The following is a 19,244-nucleotide window of genomic DNA, read 5'->3' as shown; positions in this document are numbered from 1 at the left end:
AAACACCGCCGCGAAATAGATATGACGCGCATTAAAAAATATTTCTAAGAAAGCGTATGAATCTACCATACAAGTGTCTTCTGTTGTTTGAGATACTCTGTTTTACATGGGGGTGTTACTCCATTAAGACTCTATGAACCAACCTAATATTCACCAAATATCCACACAAAAAAACATCGAATACATAAAATTTGATATGAGCCTCGTATCACTACTCTAAAAAACAGTACTTTACGATACAACAAAATAATAAAACTGTTTCAAAATGGCCTTTTGAAAATAAACTATTTCTTTTGAAGAAAAATTTCTATCAAGCTTTCAAGCTCCTAAAATGCATCCTCAAAAATACAAGTTCCACCAACCTCTACTTGATAGCATAATAGTTTTAATTGCTGAAAATGCCTCTGTGGTATACCAAAAATAAAAAATCATTATATTTCTAGGCTGTTAAGCTGCCATCTGGCGTCGTGCAATAATTGTAAGCCCTAACAAAACTTGACGAATGATAGCTTCGCCCAAAAGTGGATTTTTACGACTGTCTAAAACAGCACTCTGAATTCTTTCCATTGCATAAGAAATTTGTTCTAATTTCCAATATTTTACAGCTTGTTCAACGATCTTTTTCCGTTGAAAAAAAATGGGAGGACGAGCTTCAGAAACCACCGTAAAAGGCGATTTTCCTTCAACCTCTACCTGATAACGCAATAGCTGTAATTGCTGAAAATGCCTTTGAGCTGTACTCAAAATTAAAAAAAGTGCCCCATGCACTGCTGCATGTCGGTTAAAATGCGCTTCAAAGCCTGATATATCGCCCAATAAAAGAGCATCAATGACTTCATCTTGAGAAAGAGCACTGACATCGCTTACAACAGCTTTCACATCTTCAAGAGTAACGTGAGCATTTGCAGCGTAAAGACAAAGCTTTTCTAATTCACCTCGTGATACAAGGCGATCCGCCCCTAAACTTTCATGCAACCATCTACGTGCATCTAAAGAAAGAGTCTTCTTAAACTGTCCTAAAACCTCATCAATCAACCCGTCAAGAGAACGCATATCATCGGCAAAACAGGGCAAAGCCATCGCTTTTGATGCCGTTTCAACAGCATTGCGCAACCCTGTTCCTTTTTTTAAATCCCCTGCCTCAATGAGAATAAAACAAGCTTCTGGTGGCTTCTCAATTAAAAGTTTTAAAGCAGCAAGAAAACCTTTTTGGTTAGCAGCATTAGAGATCCATATCAAACGATCTCCCCCAAAAAGCGATAACGTACGCGCTTCATTTTCCAAACGTGCAGGATCTTTATCAATTTCAGCAGCATCCAAACGAATTGTCGAAAATGGATCTTCTATTGCTACCCGTGTAAGTTTTGCAAAACATTGTGCACGCTCACAAACAAGACCACGATCTGGCCCATAAATGAGAACAATAGGAAAAGCACGTGAAAAACGCGTTAAAAACTGATCAACTTCATGTGCTTTTTTCTGAGCCACATTATTAATCCATTAACAGTTCATCATCATCAAGAACTTCCCCGCGAACTTTCTGAAACATGCCAATTAAATCATTGACATTCAAGCCCTTACGCTCTTCATGACAGACATCCAAAATCACTTTTCCACTATGCAACATCAAGGTGCGATCGCCATAATCAAGAGCCTGACGCATAGAATGAGTCACCATGATAGTCGTTAATTTTTTCTCTTCAACGATTTTTTCAGTCAACCGCATCACAAAATCAGCCATTCCAGGATCAAGTGCTGAGGTATGTTCATCAAGCAATAAAACATCCGCATGTGCTAACGTTGCCATCACAAGACAAACTGCTTGGCGTTGCCCACCTGATAAACTATCCATAGGATTATGAATATATGCTTCAAGACCAATGCCTAATTGAGCAATTTTCTCTCGAAAAAATTGCCGTTTCTCATAATTTAAAGCTGCACGCAAACCACGACGACTTCCTCGAAGAGCAGCAAGAGCCAAATTTTCTTCAATTGTTAAAGAACCACAACTTCCCTCTAACGAATCTTGAAAAACACAAGCAATTTTTCCAGCGCGTTCACTGACTGATTGCCTAGAAACATTTTGTCCATTGATAACCACTTTCCCTGTTGAAGGAAGCGTTGCACCCGCTAAAACACTGAGCAAAGTTGATTTACCAGCACCATTTGAACCAATAACCGTAACAAAACTACCCTGATCAATTTTCAGGTTAATATCAATTAAAGCCTGTTTTTCCAAAGGTGTTTGCGGTTTAAATGTGACCCCAACATGAAAAAATTCAATCACGTTTACGCCTCCTCCAATAGCGTGGCACAATAAGGGTTAAAATAACCAACAGTGAAGTAATCAACTGAAGATCTGTCGACGTATCAATACCAATTCCATTTGCTTCAAATGCAAATTGCACCGCCACACGATAAAGCACAGACCCTACAATACAGCTGATTATAATCCAAAAAATATTGCGCGTACGAAAGAGAGTTTCACCGATAATCACGGCTGCCAATCCAAAAACAATTGTTCCAATTCCACCGGTAATATCTGTTGCAATCGCAGTTTGAATATAAAGAGAACCACCAAGTGCCACACACGCATTGGAAAGCCCCATTCCAAAATATATCAATGCTGATGTATGAACACCTTGCGCCGTCGCCATGCGTGGATTAGCTCCCATTGCACGCATAGCAAGACCAATTTCACTTTCCAAAAAGCGCCAAATCAAAAACGCCATAACGAGCAACACAATACCAACGAAAAGAGGGCGCACAAAAATATCAGACAAACCAAACAGATTATAAAAGGGCGTTAACGCCGTATCAGCAAGAGCTAAATTAACATTAGACCCTCCCATAATTCCCATAATACGAAGATTAACCGTATAAAGTGCCGACATTGTTAAAATAGAAGCTAAAAGATTCAAAATGCCAAAACGCAAATTCAACATAGCCGTTAATAAACCAGCCACCATACCTGCACAAAAAGCACATGCCATAGCTGTCCATGCATTGAAACCCAAGAGAATCAAAACACCACAGACACAGGAACCAAGAAGAAACGATCCATCAACTGTTAAATCAGGAAAATCTAAAACCCGAAATGAAAGATAAACCCCTATAGCAACAAACGCATAAATAAGGCCTAATTCCACAGCACCAGAAAACGCAAATATATTCATGTAAAAACAATCTCCATGAAAACTTAACGTATTTTTATAGGATCAACACTTTGATCAATAAAAGTTATTGAATCACTTTTGTTGCACGGTCAATAACTGCCTGCGGAATAACAATCCCTGCTTTTTGGGCTGCTTTCAAATCAATTCGAATGTCATTATTAGCTGCCTGTACAACATCAATATCACCAGGTTTTTCACCCTTTAGAATACGCACGACCAATTTTCCAGCATCAACCCCTACATCATAGAAATTCACACCTTGCGTCATAAAAGGCCCGCGCCCGATAGTATTAGCATCAACAGTAAATACAGGCATATTGGCTTCCTCTGAGACCTTTATTGCACCTTCTAAAACAGATAAAATCGTATTATCAGCAGGAACAAAAATAATATCGACCTTACCGATTAAAGCGCGTGTTGCTGCCTGCACATCTGAAGGCTTTGGTGCCGATGAGGGAATAATTTCAATTCCAGCTTTTTTTGCTACATCCTTTAACGTTTTAAGTGTCGAAACAGAATTTGCCTCAGAAGCATTATAAAGATAACCAATTTTTTTCAAATCTGGTTTTACTTCTTGTAAAAGTCTAACACTTTCTGCAACATCTATACGATCAGAACTCCCCGTCATATTACCGCCAGGTTTGGTAAGTGAAGAAACGATTTTAGCTCCGATAGGATCAGAAATCGCTGCAAAGACGATAGGAATTGTTTTTGTTGCCGCAAGCATCGTTTGTGCTGAAGGCGTGGTAATTGCTACAATAACATCGGGTTTATCACCAACAAATTTACGTGCAATTTGCGTTGCTGTTGAAATATTACCCTGCGCTGATAAAAAGGTAAGTTGAAAATTTTCACCTTGCTTATAACCATTTGCTGCAAGCACATCTTCCACACCTTTACGAACAGCATCCGCAGCAGGATGGACCATAATTTGCGTTATTGCAACTTTAACGTGTTTAACTTGGTCATCGGCCTTTGCAACACTGTTCATCATAAAAACAGTTGCAATGATAATCCCTAATATATTTATTCTCTTCAACATTATATTCCACCCCTCTCCATGCAAAAATTAAAAAAGGAATAATTTATTACTGAAGAATTTTCTAAAATCAATCTTTATTTCATTTTATTTAAACATGGACAAAATAAATCAAACTAAAATGATATTTTTTTGTTGCAATTCGTAGAAGCCTACGCCATACAGACAAGACATATATCGAATCGGTAAGCGGGTGTAGCTCAGGGGTAGAGCACAACCTTGCCAAGGTTGGGGTCGTGGGTTCGAATCCCATCGCCCGCTCCATTGAATTTTGTATTTATTCGTTCTTGTGTGGAGTTATAGCTTGTCATCGGTTGTTGTAGCTGTATGTATCTTGCCAGCAGGTTTTGTATATTTTTCCACTCGGTTTTGTATCAATTTACTTTTTTCAAAGTTTTTCTAAGATTCGTAATTTCTTGTGAAGCATCTATTGGATTGGGGCTTAGATCTAAGATAATAATTTTTAACTTAGACGGATTTTTTACAGCCCCCGTATAAAAGATTAATTAGAAATGATGAGCAATGACAAGAAAAACAAATGTTAAACAAATCAAAAATTGACTTATCATTAGAGAATAATTTTTGTTCAAAAGTACGTTTTTTACCAAAATTGTGCCCCAAAATGAAGGTTGTTGATTTTTCAAATGGCGTATCTTCTATTAATTCAACATTTGCTTCAGATACATTCAATATTATCTCTGCTAAAAATTTACAAGAAACTATACCGGTAGAGCAGGCAAAATCTATAATCGCTTCCTTTAATGCGCAGAAACTACCTTTAGCTTGGTGGGTTGGACCTCATTCGTCTCATTATAAAGTTGATGAAGTTCTCTTATCTATTAGCTTAGAGCATGTTGAAACAGAGGTAGGCATGGCAGCTTTAGCGCAAAATATAGACTCACATGTTACTTCTATGCCGGATAACTTCAAAATCAAGGAAGTTGAATCACTTCAAGATTTTAGAGATTATGGAAATGTTATGGCATCAGTCTTCGAGCCTTTTGATGAAGAAGCAGTTATATTTTATGAAACAATAGGCCGTTGTTATAAATAAAGACTCTGATGTAGAGATGTTCGTTGGTTATATAAATAATAATCCTGTAGCAATATGTTTTTGTATTAAAGCAGATGGAGTTGGTGGAGTGTATGATATTGTCACCAATCCAGATTTTCAGAAAAGAGGTGTTGGGTCATTCATGACAAAAATTGCTATTGAGCATTTAAAAAGAAAGAAATGTCATGTTATTGGTATGCAAGCCTCTCACGAGGGAATTGGCATTTATAAAAAATTGGGCTTTACAAACTTTGGTGAATTTAAAATTTATTCCAATAAACACATGATCATTGAGTGATGAATTCTTTTTTGCTCATCAACTAAAAGAATTTATTATTTTCAGCAGAGCTCAAATATGATCAAGCAATCGATACAACCAAGGAAGCTTGGCCAATCCCCTTTACTACTGATAGTGAAAAGCTAAAATCATTACAAATATAATTGTTTTAAATGACTCACTCAAATTTTCTTATTTTCTTACTTTGTCTTAAATAAAGATATCTATCACAAATCTAAGTTGAATAAGTGTAAATTTTTTATATGATCAATAATCTACTGTTTGTTACTGATAATTATGAAGAACTCGAAAGCAAATATTTAGAACGACAGTTGCATCATAGTTTGTTAGATGGTTAGTCTGTTAGTTAATTAATAGAAAAAATTTTCGCTTTATAAAATAACCAAAGGAGCTTAAAAAAACTTTCAAAGATCATTTAAAGGTCCTTTATGTGTATTGTTTCTTTTTTATATCACAGTTGATGATCAGAAATTTCTCACGCTAATTGTATTATTTTTACACGAAATAAACTGTTTTCACCTATTATGTAGAGTAAATTAAGTTTTTGGGATTTCTGGCACATCATTTGAAAGACAAAAGAAATTTTCCCTTGTACTTGTGCAAACAGCGTGGACATCATTTGGTAATCCTCTTGCTTGAACAAATTCTTATCCAGAATAATCTTCAACACAAAAATAAATTAACAACTTGATTTATAAAGATAATTTATAATTATTCATATTGAGCAAGCGTCTCAAATATCATAGGACTATCTCATTTCAAATCTCTATACATTAAAATCACTCACAATCATCTTCTCACGCATAACAGGCAAAATTGACGTATCGATAAAATTCACTTGAAGAAAGGAATAAAAACTCTTCTTCTGAACGCTCTGAAATACCAAAGATTATCGCAACATTGGGAGCTAAAATAGTATAGGGGGGGACCCCTTTCACCTTGAAAACGTAAAAATGGGAAGCATAATAGTTTTATACACTTCATAGAGGCTTTAGACCATTCACGAACATTATTATAAAATGGATGTTACACACCTTGAGAGAAATCTCTTTAAAATAAACATGTGAATTAACAATATAAGTGCATTCTATTTTACATGAGGAACATAACTTTAATCAAGATAAGGTAACATAAGGTGTTGAAACCGTCATAGCGCACAATAAAATCAGGCCATTTTAAATGTTTAATGGTAACATCTGCTAAACAACAGAATAAAAATTCAATTTTGAAAAGATTAAACCATACGCTACAGGTCTATTGAAACTCCGATTGTACGATCGACTATCTTCTCGCTAAAATTTAATCACTATAAATATAAAAACCTTAAAACCCGCTCTAAATGCGTGAAAGTTTCTAGATCTTGCTGTATTAAATATTGAAACTCCTCATGGCTACTCATCTGAAACGCCAATAATTCCATAAAGCAGTTCCATAAAAAGGATAATGACGTTGTAATATCCGAAAAAAATTTACCACATCACCTGAAAGATCATTGATAATTCCATCAGAAAGTATCAATTTCTATTTAGAAAACCCTATCCATGCCGACAAAAAACTCTGTAAATGTTAGATATCTTCAATAATTTTGATAACGATTTTGGCTCATCCTGTTTTGCCACCAATATAAGAAACAGCAAATATAGTGGGATCAGACAGCTTTAATATTGGTCTTTCCCTCTATCCTTTTTTCTATCAAATCCTGATTTTACAATTCCTTTCTCTCTCTTTTTTTATACTCAAAATTGCCTCTGAAACAGGATAGATTAATCGTAAAAAATATATAAAAGAAACAAATTATAACATTTTTTTCTCATCCTTCTTAATACAAAATAACTGTTAAGCTACAATGCGCTAACACTTATAGTCATAAGTCCAAAACAGCATATAATGACGAAACAAATTCATAGAGTGAAGATTTTTCACTATCAATTGTTGTATTAATCTTTCCATAATGCATAAAAATGATGAAGCGGCCCTCGCCCTTTCCCTACTTTTAAAGCATTTGAAGCAGTTAAAGCGCCATGCAAATAATCTTTTGCTTGTTTAACAGCGCAATCCAAAGGTTGGGTAGGTAACAGAGCTGCAATGGCAGCAGAAATGGTACACCCTGTCCCATGATCATGAGTGGTTGAAAGACGAGAGGCTTCAAGTATAACAAGGTTTTCACAATCACAATAAAGATCTGGACTAGAACAATCGTAATTTTCTGTACTATTTCTGGTAAGCGTATTCAAATGTCCCCCTTTTAACAAAACTGCATGACACCCTAGCGCCAAAAGTCGTGGAGCATATTGATACATAGTCTCTAAAGACCATTGCACTTCACCTCCCAATAACAGTGCAGCTTCAGGCAAATTTGGCGTGATCAAAGTTGACATCGGCACAAGAACATCACGCATAATTTCAATTGCATCAGACTTTAAAAGAACATCACCACTTTTTGCAACCATAACCGGATCAAAAACAATGAAACGCGCTTTATGATAAGCAAGACGTTCTGCAATAACCTGTGCAATCTGAGCATTTGCAACCATACCAATTTTAACGGCATCAACATGGATATCCTCAAAAACAGAATCAATTTGATCTGCAACAAAAGAAGCATCTAATGCCTGAAAAGAACGCACACCCTGAGTATTTTGTGCAACAACAGCTGTAACCACACTCATACCATAAGTTTTCATAGCTGAAAAAACCTTCAAATCCGCCTGCATTCCAGCGCCACCAGAAGGATCTGTTCCCGCAATAGATAAAATCCGTGGAATAAAAAGTTTATCTTTTTGTAATTCCATCAACCTCTTTCCTTCTGTTTTTAAATATCGGAAAATGAGTTACCGAAAAATAGATGCTTGAAAAAATATAAAGAAGATGTTTTCTCATGTGAATTATATTATATACGAAGTCTTCTTATAGATATAAAATGGAAAATGTAGTGCTTATCCTTCGTTCTATTCTTTTTACGTTCGCTTTTTATACAACAACTTTCATACAAATGATTCTTTACGCTCCCGTTTATTTTTTAATGCCCCGCAAAAAGGCATGGATTGTCCCTAAAACATGGGCGCGCGTTACACTCTTTTTGCAAAAATACATCGCAGGCACAAGTTATGAGATTGAAGGTTTAGAAAATCTTCCCAAAGGACCCTACATCATTGCTCCAAAGCATCAATCGGCTTGGGAAACTTTCAGTCTTGTTCCCTATTTTGATGATCCCACTCTCATTTTAAAACGTGAATTGATGTGGATTCCATTGTTTGGCTGGTATATGGCAAAAACGCAAATTATCCCCATTAACCGCACAACACCCATCAAAGCCTTAAAAATGATTATACAAAAAGCAAAAGAGAAAGTAAAACAAGGGCGCCAAATCTTGATTTTTCCCGAAGGAACACGCCGACAACCCGGTCAAGAACCAGATTATAAGTCAGGAATTGTCGCGCTCTATAATGAATTAGGACTTCAAGTTGTTCCTATTGCACATAATGCGGGTTTATATTGGCCACGCAATAATTTTCGCCGCTATCCTGGAACAATTCGTGTCCGTATTCTTCCCCCGATAGAGGCTGGTTTAAGCAAACGTGATTTTCTAGATCAACTTGTCCAAAAAACTGAAAAAGCGTGTGATGAACTGCTTCTCTTAGCAGCTCAAGATCCTACCCCTCCTCCTATGCCACCATACGCTGTTCAGAAACTTCAAAAACTAAATCATCATGAAACAATGCACTGATTAATAAGAATAATGCATCACTTTGTATATTGAGCGGAGTATAGGGAACAAAAATATAAGAAAGATACTTCAAACTTTCTAATTCAAAATTATAAAACACATGTACATGATAAGAAATAATCAATGTGTAAATTTTTTTGAAAAAGAATTCTTCCTCTCTTTAAAATCATTTAAATAACATACATCTCATTGATTTATAAGGATATTTTAGCGTTATTCAACTTGAATGAGAACCCTGAATACCGTAAGATTTTCTCATTTCAAATCTACTCTAGGTTGAATCAATTAGAATTATTTTCTTGCACATTACAAACGGGGATACCTCGTGTGAATAAAACGATACAAGAAAAGATTAAAATACTTTTTACGAACCGTCTCAAATACCAAGGGCTGTCCTAATAGGAAAGCAAGAAAAATGTATGATTATGCAGATTCGTTCCTTCCTAAGAAACATCAATCCCCCAAGAATCTGAAATCTTGTACAATCTTCATTATTTAAAAAGTATTTCTTGAGATACTTAAGTCATCAAACCAAATTCAAGGGGAAAATAAAAATGAGTGTTGTTTTTTATCCCACATACACAACGGATACAGCAATTAACCATCTTTCCTCCCTATCCTAGACTTAAAAGCTTTGTGTGCTACATTAAAACAATTCTAAATAACGAATAAGAGGGAACTAGATTTAAATTAATGCAACGTCTCTTCTATAATTTATTTTTTTCTGTGATTTTGAGTTTATCCAGCGCTGTTGCTCTAGCGCAGCCTTTTATTTCTGTTGATGTTACAACGAGGCGTATCTTAAAACATAATCAAGCTTTTGAGCGTTGGTATCCTGCTTCCTTGACAAAATTAATGACCGCTTATGTTATTTTTCGTGCCATGAGCCGAGGGGAAGTTTCACCAAACAAACATATCACCATCAGCGAATACGCCGCAAAAGCTCCCTCATATCGTTCAGGCTATAAAGCTGGTTCTGTACTCACACTTGATACAGCCTTAAGTATTACCATGGTTAAATCTACCAATGATTTAGCCATTGCCATGAGTGAAGCTATTGCGGGTTCACAGAAAGATTTTGTACGTAAAATGAATAGCGAAGCTAAACGTTTAGGCATGTTTGGCACCCATTTTGCGAACGCAAGTGGTTTACCAGATCCTCAAAACTACTCCACGGCACGCGATATTGCTCTTTTAGCCGTTCAAATACGTCGAGAATTTCCACAATATGCTCATTATTTTTCTATTCCAGCCATTGATTTTGGTAATAATCGAAAAATCCAACATAACTCAAACAACCTCATTGGCCGTTTTTATGGGATAGACGGTATGAAAACAGGCTTTATTTGTGCCTCTGGTTTTAATCTTGTTGCCTCAGCCACCCGCAATAAACGTACAATTATTGCTGTCATTCTAGGTGCTAACAACATAAGTGAAAGAGAAGAAAAAGCTGCACAACTTCTTGAAACAGGATTTTTGCACCAAGGAAACCCCCAATTAACACTAGCAACATTAGAACCTTATGGGAGCAACATAACACAAGCCAACAATATGAGACAACAAACATGCACACCTGAAGCCATAAAAATGCATGCAAATTCATATGATGATCAAGGAAATATTATTCTCACCTCACCTTTTATCACTGCTCCACCTTCTTTTTCTCATCCTTTATCAGTACATCTCATTCGTACGCCACAAACACCTAAAATGACAGTAAAACCACTAAGAAAACCCTATATTCCGTATAAAAGGCACGCAAACCATTCTATAAAAAGTCATAAATCATAATCTAAAATTAATTATAATACTTTGATTTATAATGATAATTAATTATTTTGTACCTTATGTCAGAACCACAAGTATTGTAAGATTCTCTCATTTCAAATCTGTATTTGTTGAAGCAATAAAAACCAGTTTCTTGCCACCACAAGGTGGATAAACATGTAGATAAAATAATTAAAACAAAGAATAAAAATTCTTCCTATAAGTCCTTTCAAGAACTAAGAATTATCGTAACATTGACGCTAAAAAGTGTATGATATACCCACGTGCACCTACCTTTATAAGCGTAAAGATAGTGGTACAATGGATTTCATGGGGGATTAACCATTATATCCCTCACGGACACCATTATAAATTGGTTAGACATACTGAGATATATTTTTTAAAAACAAAACTATGATTGATGATTAACATGAAAATAAAGCGCATCCCCCTCACGCTTATTACAGGTTTTTTAGGCTCTGGCAAAACAACTTTGCTTAACCGTATGCTACAAGACCCTCTTTTAACAGAATGTGCTGTTATCATCAATGAATTCGGCGAAATCAGTATTGACCACCTTCTGGTTGAAAAAACGACAGAAGGAATTATTGAGCTTGCCAATGGCTGCTTATGCTGCAATTTACGCAGTGATCTCATCGACACATTAATTGATTTAATAAATCGCGTTCAGACAGGACAGATCAAACAACTCCATCATATTATCATTGAAACCACAGGGATGGCTGATCCCGCCCCTATTTTACAAATACTTTTAAGCCACCCGTTGTTTATTCAAACATTGTCCATAAATGCTGTTCTTGCAACATTTGATACATTAAGCCCGCTTTCCATATGTGAGCGCTATCCTGAAATATATAAACAATTAATATTTGCTGATAAAATCATTCTCACCAAAACAGATCTTAGAGACCCACAAACGCTTTCAGATACACTCCTTAGCACACTTAAAACAATGAATCCTACAGCACAAATCATTGACGCCCATTCTGAAGATTTCTGTTCAAATCTATTAATAAATAACACATTATGGGATGAAAAAGTAGAAAATACAAAACTTAAACAAAATCTTACGACTACCCCGTATGATCATACCCCCCATAAAACCATTCGTACCTTTTCACTAAACTGTGAGGGTCCTGTTGATTACGCCACAATTGAAGCCTTTTTAGATCTCCTACAAGAGCGTTATGGTACAAAATTATTACGTATTAAAGCAATTATCGCATTGCGTGATGACCCTTATCGCCCACTCGTATTACATGGCGTACAAACATTTTTTCACCCTCCCATAAGATTGCCAGCATGGCCAAAAGGAATAAAACAAACACGTTTCGTCATCATTGCCGATGGTGTTGAAAAAGAAGCTATACAAAAACTCCTCAATGCTTTTTTTAATAAACCAGCAATAGATACTGCAGACAAAACAGCTCTCTTAGAAAATCCTCTGGTCATTCCAGGAATAAAATTTTAATTTTTTCTCCTCTTCAATGATATAACATTAAATTCATTGGCACCACCATCTTTATGCTTTTAAAGGAGCAAACCGGCACATCATTACATACTTTGCTAATTCCCAATGTTGAAACAAAAAGCTTTTGGCACTTGAAACGGTTTGTAAAAAGCATTTTAGTCTTTCTTGTACAATTTCACCCACGCAGCAATCCTCGCTTGTAATGTGCAAGCAAATGGTTTTAATTTATTCAACATGCAACAGCTTTGAAATGTGGAATCTTACGGTATTCAGGGTTCTAATTCAAGTTGAATAACACTAAATTATCTTTATAATCAATATGTTATAAATTTATAAAAAACTTTCATAAATATTTCTATTCAAGTTTATTAACATAATGGAATAAAAAATAAGAAAATACACATTTTTAACAATGCTTTCTGCACAATAATGCCTCTCATAAAATTATTCGTACCTTTTCACTGAGCGGCAAAATCCCCATAGACTACCACAATTGAAACTTTTTAGCTCTCTTACAAAATCACATGCCGGAAAATGACTATCTATTAAAACACTCCAGCGCTAACATATTACCCTTATCTGTAAAATCGTCGCCCTCACACAAAATAGAATACCATTGTATCACGAATTCACGCACTCGTTTAAAAACACCGTCTCTCAATACGCATTATTCCTATTTCAAGACGCTACCCATAAATAATATAATACAAAATTCTCCATGAAATGTATAAGGCCCATTCTCCATCTTTACTCTATAAATATGTAAACTGATCGCCTCATACTTTTGCCAGTTAAAAATGTTTTGAAAAAACTTGGCACTTTAGAGTACTCATGAGAACTATCTGTACTCCTTTCTTTAAAAATTTTATTCACATGCCAATCCAATTTTATGGCGTGCAAAAAATGGTTTCGATTGATTCACCATAAACAAATTTTAAGATAAAAGGATCTTATGATATTTAGTCCCTAATTCAAACTGAAAAATTATAAACTATCATTATAAATCAAATTGTTATGATAAAAATTTTCAATATCCATCAATCTGTAAACAGATTGTTTTCTCTCTAAATGCGCTTCATCTGCAAACCACTTCATGTGATTCATTTCACAGACAGATTGGCCAAATTCTTGGTTCTAAAATATTCTGCTCAACTCTATATTTATTCAAGCTAATTGAAATCAAAATCCCTGTTAAGAAAAAACCAAAATCAGACAGAGGCAATATCGCATTTTAAAATATGTGAATGTATCTTATATAACAGCACGACAAGACAATATTTTACAGCATAAAAGAATAAAACTCTTTGAAAGAAATAAAAAGAGAGGCACATTCCATGTTAACTTACTCTTCACTAAAAACGAAGATTGACACCAGTGCCGATGTGCAAACAATCCAACTTCTTTGAGAAAATTCCTCTTGGCTTCCCACCTCATCTGATTTACTTACATAAGGCTCTATGAAAAAACTCTGCGCTTTAAAATATTGACTACTCACTTAAACACCTTATGTGCAAAGTTTTTGCATATCCTGTATCGCCATTATTAAGTGATAGTGTTACAGTGCAATAGAATACAATAACACTCACGGCATTCGAGAAACTGAAGTTTTATCAATATCGCGATTAAAAACGTAACGTTTTCCATAAACCTCAACAGTTGGAGGTTGACGATTTTTTTCAAAAAAATCATAACCTTTCTTAAGCATAACCCAGAATTGATAATGAGGATCCTTGCTATGACGTGACATATTATCCTCGGTCATGCGGAAAGGAAAAGCCTGTAACTGAAACTCTCTTTGTCCTCCTTTAAAAGCATCCCGTGCAAACGCATAAATCTGAGCCATGTTCTTATCACTCATAGAATAACAACCTGCGGAAAAGCAAGAACCATGCACCATAAGATTGCTTCCTGTGCGACCATTTTCTTGATCATAAAGGTTAGGAAATCCTATATTAAAAGAAAGATAATATTTTGAATAAGGATTCATTTGGTTTGCGCTAATAGTATAAAAACCCTCTGGTGTCTGAAGATCCCCTTCTTTATATTTAGGTCCAAGCTTACCAGACCATTTGCAAATACCATAGCGAGCAACCAAGATAAAAGGTCCTGAACGAGATTGTTTCCAAACTTCAGCAAGATTTTCTTCCTTGAAAAATCGCATTACAATTGGTGCATAAGGATCAATATCGTACAAAGCCATTCTATTCTGGATTTCTTGCGGCAACGGCTGCTCAACCTTAGCACGAATAGAAGCTGGTAATCTTCCTTCACACGCCGTCAATATTCCCATTACAAACAACATGCACACAGCGAGGAATCTGCTAAATGTCATCGAATAAAACTCCAATCCAACACCCCTCACAAAAAATAACCTATGTTAGAGATCGACCAATTTGAAGATATTTTTCCCTTCGCTCTTGTTTAAGGGCTTCCCCATCTTTTCCAGCCATAGCTTTTAAAGCCTCTGAAATAACATCACCCGTTGCATCAATGGCAATCTCTTTGCCACGATGTGCTCCCCCTAAAGGTTCCGAAATAATGCCATCAATAATCTTTAAGCGATACAAATCTTGAGCGGTAATACGCATATTCATTGCAGCATCTTTCGCACGAGCTGGATCACGCCATAAAATAGAAGCTGCTCCTTCTGGTGAAATAACAGAGTAAATTGCGTGCTCCAACATATAAACTTTATTGGCAGCCGCGATTGCTATCGCCCCTCCAGAACCGCCTTCTCCAATAACAACGGAAACTACAGGAACTTTCAAACGCAAAGTTGTAGCTGTTGATTGGGCAATTGCTTCTGCCTGCCCCCGTTCTTCAGCACTCACACCAGGATAAGCGCCTGCCGTATCAACAAAAGTGAGAAGTGGCAAACCAAAACGATCAGCCATTTCCATAATACGTACAGCTTTACGATAGCCTTCTGGACGTGCAGAACCAAAATTATAGCGCAAACGTGTTTGCGTGTCATAACCTTTCTCTTGACCGATATAAGCAACGGCCTCACCTTTAAAGCGTGCAAACCCCGCTTGAATAGCCTCATCTTCAGCAAACTTGCGATCTCCGGCCAAAGGCGTAACGTCACTCAATAGGCGTTTAGAATAGTCCATAAAATGGGGACGATTAGGATGACGAGCGACTTGTGTTTTTTGCCACGGCGATAATTTTTTATAAATATCGCGCAAGGCTGTTTGGGAACGCGTTTCAAGGCGAGCAATCTCATCGCTCATATCAAGACTGCCTTTTTCCTGAGAAATTTTTTTTAATTCAAGAATTTTCCCATCAAGATCAGCAACTGGTTTTTCAAAATCAAGATAATTATACATTTGTGTCAACTCATTCAGTGTCACTTATACACTTATAATTTGCTTTATAAAGTCTTTTTCAAAAACATCACCTTTTCTTTAACGAGCCTTTTGCTCATCGGCAAGTGGATGATGCTCATTGACTAAACGATAAAGTCCCTCTTCCAACACATGGGTATAAATCTGAGTAGTAGCAATATCAGAGTGACCTAACAAATGTTGAACGGCACGCAAATCAGCACCATTTTGCAAAAGATGACTAGCAAAAGCATGACGCAACACATGGGGAGAAAAGCTATCACTTTCTATTCCTGCTCTTCTAGCGAGATTTTTCAACTCCCGCGCAACGACTTGACGAGCAATATATCCTGTCTCGGAATGCGCGGGAAAAAGATAAGAACTCGTAGCACCCTTTCCCTGATCACGCAAGTTTAACCACTGTGAAAGAACTTGGCATGCTTTTTTTGATAACAGCACCATTCGTTCTTTTTTGCCCTTACCACGAACCAAAACGCTGTACTCCTTCCTTCGAACAGACTGAACCGGCAGACTCACCAACTCACTGATGCGTAATCCCGTTGCATACAGCATTTCAATCAATAGCTGAAGACGCAGTGCACGGAAATACTCTTTGGACCCATAATCTGCTTGATTGACTTCTAACTGTGCCAAATCAAGCAATTTTATCACTGCATCTTCACTCATGATTTTGGGCAAAGGACGCCCCTGACGAGGTGCATCAATATCATGAGAGGGATCATCTGCTCTCAACCCTTCAGCATAAAGAAATTGATAAAACTGTCGCAAAGTCGATAAACGGCGCGCTTGCGACGATGCCGCAAAACCAAAAGTATGCATAAGCGACAAAAGGGTAATTAAATCTTCTTTTTGTGCTGAAAAAAGCGAAACAGAGTGTGAAGACAATTCGTCTTGTGCCCACTGCAAATCATGCTGATAAGCCGCAAGTGTATGAGGTGAAGCCCCTCTCTCCGCGCTCATCATCTCAAGAAAATGATCTATCACAGCACCACTTTTCATTTCATTGATTCACTTCCGTAGAAAGATTCCATGAATCCAAGGGAACATCAATGTACATATCCACAGTTACTGGTTCAACCCAAACCACAAGAGCACCCATTATAATGAAAAGAACAGAAAACAAAATGAAAAGAATCATCAAAAATCTAGTCAATGTTGGCATAAGACAATAACCTACCCAAAAATATTCTATCTCGTATAATACCTCACAAAGATTAACAGGAATTGACTTTAAGATGGATAAATGCCGAAATAAAGTTATGAAAAGCAATCGACCAAAACGAATCCCCATAACACAAATAAAGAATCAGCTCTTATCGTCCCTTGATAAAAGAGCACTTGTCCTTGTTGGTCTTATGGGGGCAGGCAAATCAGTGATCGGAAAACGCGTCGCCACCATGCTCCGTTTACCCTTTTATGATTCTGACCAAGAAATTGAAAAAGCTGCACAAATGACAATCACGGAACTCTTTGAAATTTATGGTGAATCCGAATTTCGTGCTCTTGAACAGCGTGTTATTCTAAACCTCATAAAAAAAAGTCCCCTTGTTTTAGCAACAGGTGGTGGTGCCTACATAAATGAAAATATCCGAAAAGCCATTCACAAAAATGGTATATCTATATGGCTAAAAGTCGATCTTGATATCCTCATGCAACGTGTCTCAAAGCACCCGACACGTCCCCTGCTTCAAACAGCCAATCCTAAAGAAACCATGCAAAAACTCATGGAACAGCGTTATCCTATCTATGAAAAGGCAAACTTAACAATTAACAGTCATAAAGAAAGCCGTCATACCGTAGCACAAAATGTTATACGATCCGTACAGCACTACCTATACACAGAAATTAACAATAGGGATAACCAGCATGCAAACCAAAACCGTCACTGTTAAACTGGACAAACACTGTTACGATATCATCATTGGTCCGGGTCTGATTACACAAGCTGCTTCACAGATTAAACATGCTCTTAACAAAAAAGATCCTTATCCAACGCGCTTTGCACTTGTTACAGATACAAATGTTGCTTCCCTTCATTTGGAGATATTGCAAGCAGAATTAACAAAAAATAAAATTCATACTGTCCCTATTATTGTAGAAGCGGGAGAACAATCAAAATCATTTTCAACCCTGCAAGTTGTCGTCGATCAAATTCTTGCTGCGCGTTTAGAAAGAGGCGACTGTGTTATTGCTTTTGGCGGTGGTGTCATTGGCGATCTAGCAGGATTTGCGGCAAGTATAATCCGCCGTGGTATGAACTTCATTCAAATGCCCACAACGCTTCTTGCACAAATTGATTCCTCTGTTGGTGGAAAAACGGGCATCAACAGCCGATATGGCAAAAATCTTATTGGTGCTTTTTTTCAACCGCAATGCGTTATTGCTGACACCTGTGTCCTTGATACCCTATCACTGCGTGAATTTCGTGCTGGTTACGCGGAAATGGTCAAATATGGACTCATTAACCAGCCTGATTTTTTTGAATGGCTTGAAAAAAATGGACAAGAAGTCTTTTCTAATGGCCCTATGCGAACAGAAGCCATTGTCCGCTCATGCCAATTTAAAGCTGCCATTGTAGCACGTGACGAACACGAAACAGGAGAGCGCGCACTCTTAAATCTCGGCCATACATTTGGACACATGCTTGAAACAGCAACCGCTTATGACTCAAAGCGTTTAATTCACGGTGAAGCTGTAGCAATTGGAATGATTCTAGCGCATCAATTTTCTGCTCAATTAAATTTAATAAGCCCCACGCTTACACAACGCGTTGAAGCACACCTTAAAGCAATAGGATTACCTACACAATTAAAGGATATCCCAGGGTGTCTACCAGATGCTGAAACTTTAATGACTCTCATTGCCCAAGATAAAAAAGTTTTACAAAATAATTTGACCTTCATCTTAACGCGCGGACTTGGCCAATCATTTATTGCAAAAAATGTTTCACCAGATGCAGTTTTATCCTTTTTGGAACAAAAATTAACAGAAATTCGTTAATTCATATTGAATATAATTGATTCGTTTTTATACTTCTATTAAAGATTAAATATGATGATGTCTGCGTAGCTCAGTAGGATAGAGCACAGGATTCCTAAAGAAATTGGGCACTTTGAGGAGAAATCCTCAAAGTGAATCTGCTCAAATTCGGGGAAAGCTTCATGGGCGACTATATGCCAATCCCGAGCCAAGTCTCTCTTCAAATGAGAGAAAGGTGTAGAGACTGAACGGGCAGCACCTAAAGAGCAAAAGCTTCAAGGTGAAGAGACAGTCCAGACCACAAACAGCCGATAAGGCTGGCGGTGAAAATCGAAGTGGTATGAATCCTGGGGTCGCAGGTTCGA

At 36.9% G+C, this 19,244-nt stretch carries 15 protein-coding genes and 1 tRNA gene; 8 read left to right on the top strand and 8 right to left on the bottom strand.

The window, feature by feature from the left end:
• Nucleotides 1-447 precede the first annotated feature (447 nt).
• From holA to ACFIK3_RS00965, 4 genes are all read right to left on the bottom strand, one after another.
• A complete protein-coding gene (gene holA, locus ACFIK3_RS00980) occupies nt 448-1,488 on the bottom strand; it encodes a DNA polymerase III subunit delta (RefSeq protein ID WP_375676134.1) in 1,041 nt (346 codons plus the stop codon).
• Nucleotides 1,489-1,492: 4 nt separating this feature from the next.
• On the bottom strand, nt 1,493-2,287 hold the full coding sequence (locus tag ACFIK3_RS00975; protein WP_375637313.1) for an ABC transporter ATP-binding protein: 795 nt from the start codon (nt 2,285-2,287) through the stop codon (nt 1,493-1,495).
• The gene (locus ACFIK3_RS00970) at nt 2,280-3,176 is read right to left on the bottom strand and encodes an ABC transporter permease (protein WP_273790095.1); all 897 of its coding nucleotides are present in this window, start codon (nt 3,174-3,176) and stop codon (nt 2,280-2,282) included. The genes ACFIK3_RS00975 and ACFIK3_RS00970 overlap by 8 nt, the downstream gene beginning before the upstream one ends.
• A 64-nt stretch (nt 3,177-3,240) precedes the next feature.
• A complete protein-coding gene (locus ACFIK3_RS00965) occupies nt 3,241-4,218 on the bottom strand; it encodes an ABC transporter substrate-binding protein (RefSeq protein WP_273790096.1) in 978 nt (325 codons plus the stop codon).
• Nucleotides 4,219-4,404: 186 nt separating this feature from the next.
• Here ACFIK3_RS00965 and ACFIK3_RS00960 point away from each other — a divergent pair.
• The 3 genes from ACFIK3_RS00960 (at nt 4,405) to ACFIK3_RS00950 (ending at nt 5,567) form a co-directional block, all read left to right on the top strand.
• Nucleotides 4,405-4,479, top strand: a tRNA-Gly gene (locus ACFIK3_RS00960).
• Between the two features lie 274 nt (nt 4,480-4,753).
• Complete coding sequence (locus ACFIK3_RS00955) at nt 4,754-5,269, top strand: hypothetical protein (protein WP_375660493.1); 516 nt, start codon at nt 4,754-4,756, stop codon at nt 5,267-5,269.
• 16 nt (nt 5,270-5,285) lie between these two features.
• A complete protein-coding gene (locus tag ACFIK3_RS00950; RefSeq protein ID WP_375630669.1) occupies nt 5,286-5,567 on the top strand; it encodes a GNAT family N-acetyltransferase in 282 nt (93 codons plus the stop codon).
• A gap of 1,937 nt (nt 5,568-7,504) precedes the next feature.
• Here the strand turns inward: ACFIK3_RS00950 and thiD are convergent.
• Entirely contained in the window at nt 7,505-8,359 is an 855-nt protein-coding gene (gene thiD, locus ACFIK3_RS00945; RefSeq protein WP_375663343.1) for a bifunctional hydroxymethylpyrimidine kinase/phosphomethylpyrimidine kinase, read from the bottom strand.
• A 128-nt stretch (nt 8,360-8,487) separates the two neighbouring features.
• On the opposite strand from thiD, the gene ACFIK3_RS00940 reads away from it, so the two are divergent.
• The 3 genes from ACFIK3_RS00940 (at nt 8,488) to ACFIK3_RS00930 (ending at nt 12,553) form a co-directional block, all read left to right on the top strand.
• Entirely contained in the window at nt 8,488-9,294 is an 807-nt protein-coding gene (locus ACFIK3_RS00940; protein ID WP_273790137.1) for a 1-acyl-sn-glycerol-3-phosphate acyltransferase, read from the top strand.
• Nucleotides 9,295-9,987: 693 nt separating this feature from the next.
• Nucleotides 9,988-11,085: a D-alanyl-D-alanine carboxypeptidase family protein gene (locus tag ACFIK3_RS00935; protein WP_375676132.1), complete on the top strand. Its 1,098-nt coding sequence runs from the start codon at nt 9,988-9,990 to the stop codon at nt 11,083-11,085.
• Between the two features lie 406 nt (nt 11,086-11,491).
• Entirely contained in the window at nt 11,492-12,553 is a 1,062-nt protein-coding gene (locus ACFIK3_RS00930; RefSeq protein WP_375676130.1) for a CobW family GTP-binding protein, read from the top strand.
• Nucleotides 12,554-14,135: 1,582 nt separating this feature from the next.
• Here ACFIK3_RS00930 and ACFIK3_RS00925 read toward each other — a convergent pair.
• From ACFIK3_RS00925 to ACFIK3_RS00915, 3 genes are all read right to left on the bottom strand, one after another.
• Entirely contained in the window at nt 14,136-14,885 is a 750-nt protein-coding gene (locus ACFIK3_RS00925; protein ID WP_273790140.1) for a murein L,D-transpeptidase family protein, read from the bottom strand.
• Between the two features lie 40 nt (nt 14,886-14,925).
• Entirely contained in the window at nt 14,926-15,882 is a 957-nt protein-coding gene (locus ACFIK3_RS00920; RefSeq protein WP_273790141.1) for an acetyl-CoA carboxylase carboxyltransferase subunit alpha, read from the bottom strand.
• A gap of 78 nt (nt 15,883-15,960) precedes the next feature.
• Nucleotides 15,961-16,899, bottom strand: a complete 939-nt coding sequence (locus ACFIK3_RS00915; RefSeq protein ID WP_273790142.1) for a site-specific tyrosine recombinase XerD — start codon at nt 16,897-16,899, stop codon at nt 15,961-15,963.
• 260 nt (nt 16,900-17,159) lie between these two features.
• On the opposite strand from ACFIK3_RS00915, the gene ACFIK3_RS00910 reads away from it, so the two are divergent.
• Nucleotides 17,160-17,792 carry a shikimate kinase gene (locus ACFIK3_RS00910; protein WP_375676144.1) on the top strand — a complete coding sequence of 211 codons (633 nt, stop codon included), beginning with the start codon at nt 17,160-17,162 and terminating at the stop codon, nt 17,790-17,792.
• On the top strand, nt 17,767-18,900 hold the full coding sequence (gene aroB / locus ACFIK3_RS00905; RefSeq protein WP_375676128.1) for a 3-dehydroquinate synthase: 1,134 nt from the start codon (nt 17,767-17,769) through the stop codon (nt 18,898-18,900). The genes ACFIK3_RS00910 and aroB overlap by 26 nt, the downstream gene beginning before the upstream one ends.
• Nucleotides 18,901-19,244 lie beyond the last annotated feature (344 nt).

This window comes from Bartonella sp. CB10SXKL (assembly GCF_042195515.1).
Lineage (GTDB): Bacteria > Pseudomonadota > Alphaproteobacteria > Rhizobiales > Rhizobiaceae > Bartonella.
This window is presented reverse-complemented; position numbering and strand designations above follow the sequence as displayed.

What these genes read in the sequence shown, in the direction of transcription:
- ACFIK3_RS00925 (WP_273790140.1), bottom strand. Translation starts at nt 14,885, where the DNA reads ATGACATTTAGCAGATTCCTCGCTGTGTGCATGTTGTTTGTAATGGGA.
- ACFIK3_RS00910 (WP_375676144.1), top strand. Translation starts at nt 17,160, where the DNA reads ATGAAAAGCAATCGACCAAAACGAATCCCCATAACACAAATAAAGAAT.
- ACFIK3_RS00970 (WP_273790095.1), bottom strand. Translation starts at nt 3,176, where the DNA reads ATGAATATATTTGCGTTTTCTGGTGCTGTGGAATTAGGCCTTATTTAT.
- ACFIK3_RS00965 (WP_273790096.1), bottom strand. Translation starts at nt 4,218, where the DNA reads ATGTTGAAGAGAATAAATATATTAGGGATTATCATTGCAACTGTTTTT.
- ACFIK3_RS00955 (WP_375660493.1), top strand. Translation starts at nt 4,754, where the DNA reads ATGTTAAACAAATCAAAAATTGACTTATCATTAGAGAATAATTTTTGT.
- aroB (WP_375676128.1), top strand. Translation starts at nt 17,767, where the DNA reads ATGCAAACCAAAACCGTCACTGTTAAACTGGACAAACACTGTTACGAT.
- ACFIK3_RS00930 (WP_375676130.1), top strand. Translation starts at nt 11,492, where the DNA reads ATGAAAATAAAGCGCATCCCCCTCACGCTTATTACAGGTTTTTTAGGC.
- ACFIK3_RS00940 (WP_273790137.1), top strand. Translation starts at nt 8,488, where the DNA reads ATGGAAAATGTAGTGCTTATCCTTCGTTCTATTCTTTTTACGTTCGCT.
- ACFIK3_RS00935 (WP_375676132.1), top strand. Translation starts at nt 9,988, where the DNA reads ATGCAACGTCTCTTCTATAATTTATTTTTTTCTGTGATTTTGAGTTTA.
- ACFIK3_RS00915 (WP_273790142.1), bottom strand. Translation starts at nt 16,899, where the DNA reads ATGAAAAGTGGTGCTGTGATAGATCATTTTCTTGAGATGATGAGCGCG.
- ACFIK3_RS00950 (WP_375630669.1), top strand. Translation starts at nt 5,286, where the DNA reads ATGTTCGTTGGTTATATAAATAATAATCCTGTAGCAATATGTTTTTGT.
- ACFIK3_RS00920 (WP_273790141.1), bottom strand. Translation starts at nt 15,882, where the DNA reads ATGTATAATTATCTTGATTTTGAAAAACCAGTTGCTGATCTTGATGGG.
- thiD (WP_375663343.1), bottom strand. Translation starts at nt 8,359, where the DNA reads ATGGAATTACAAAAAGATAAACTTTTTATTCCACGGATTTTATCTATT.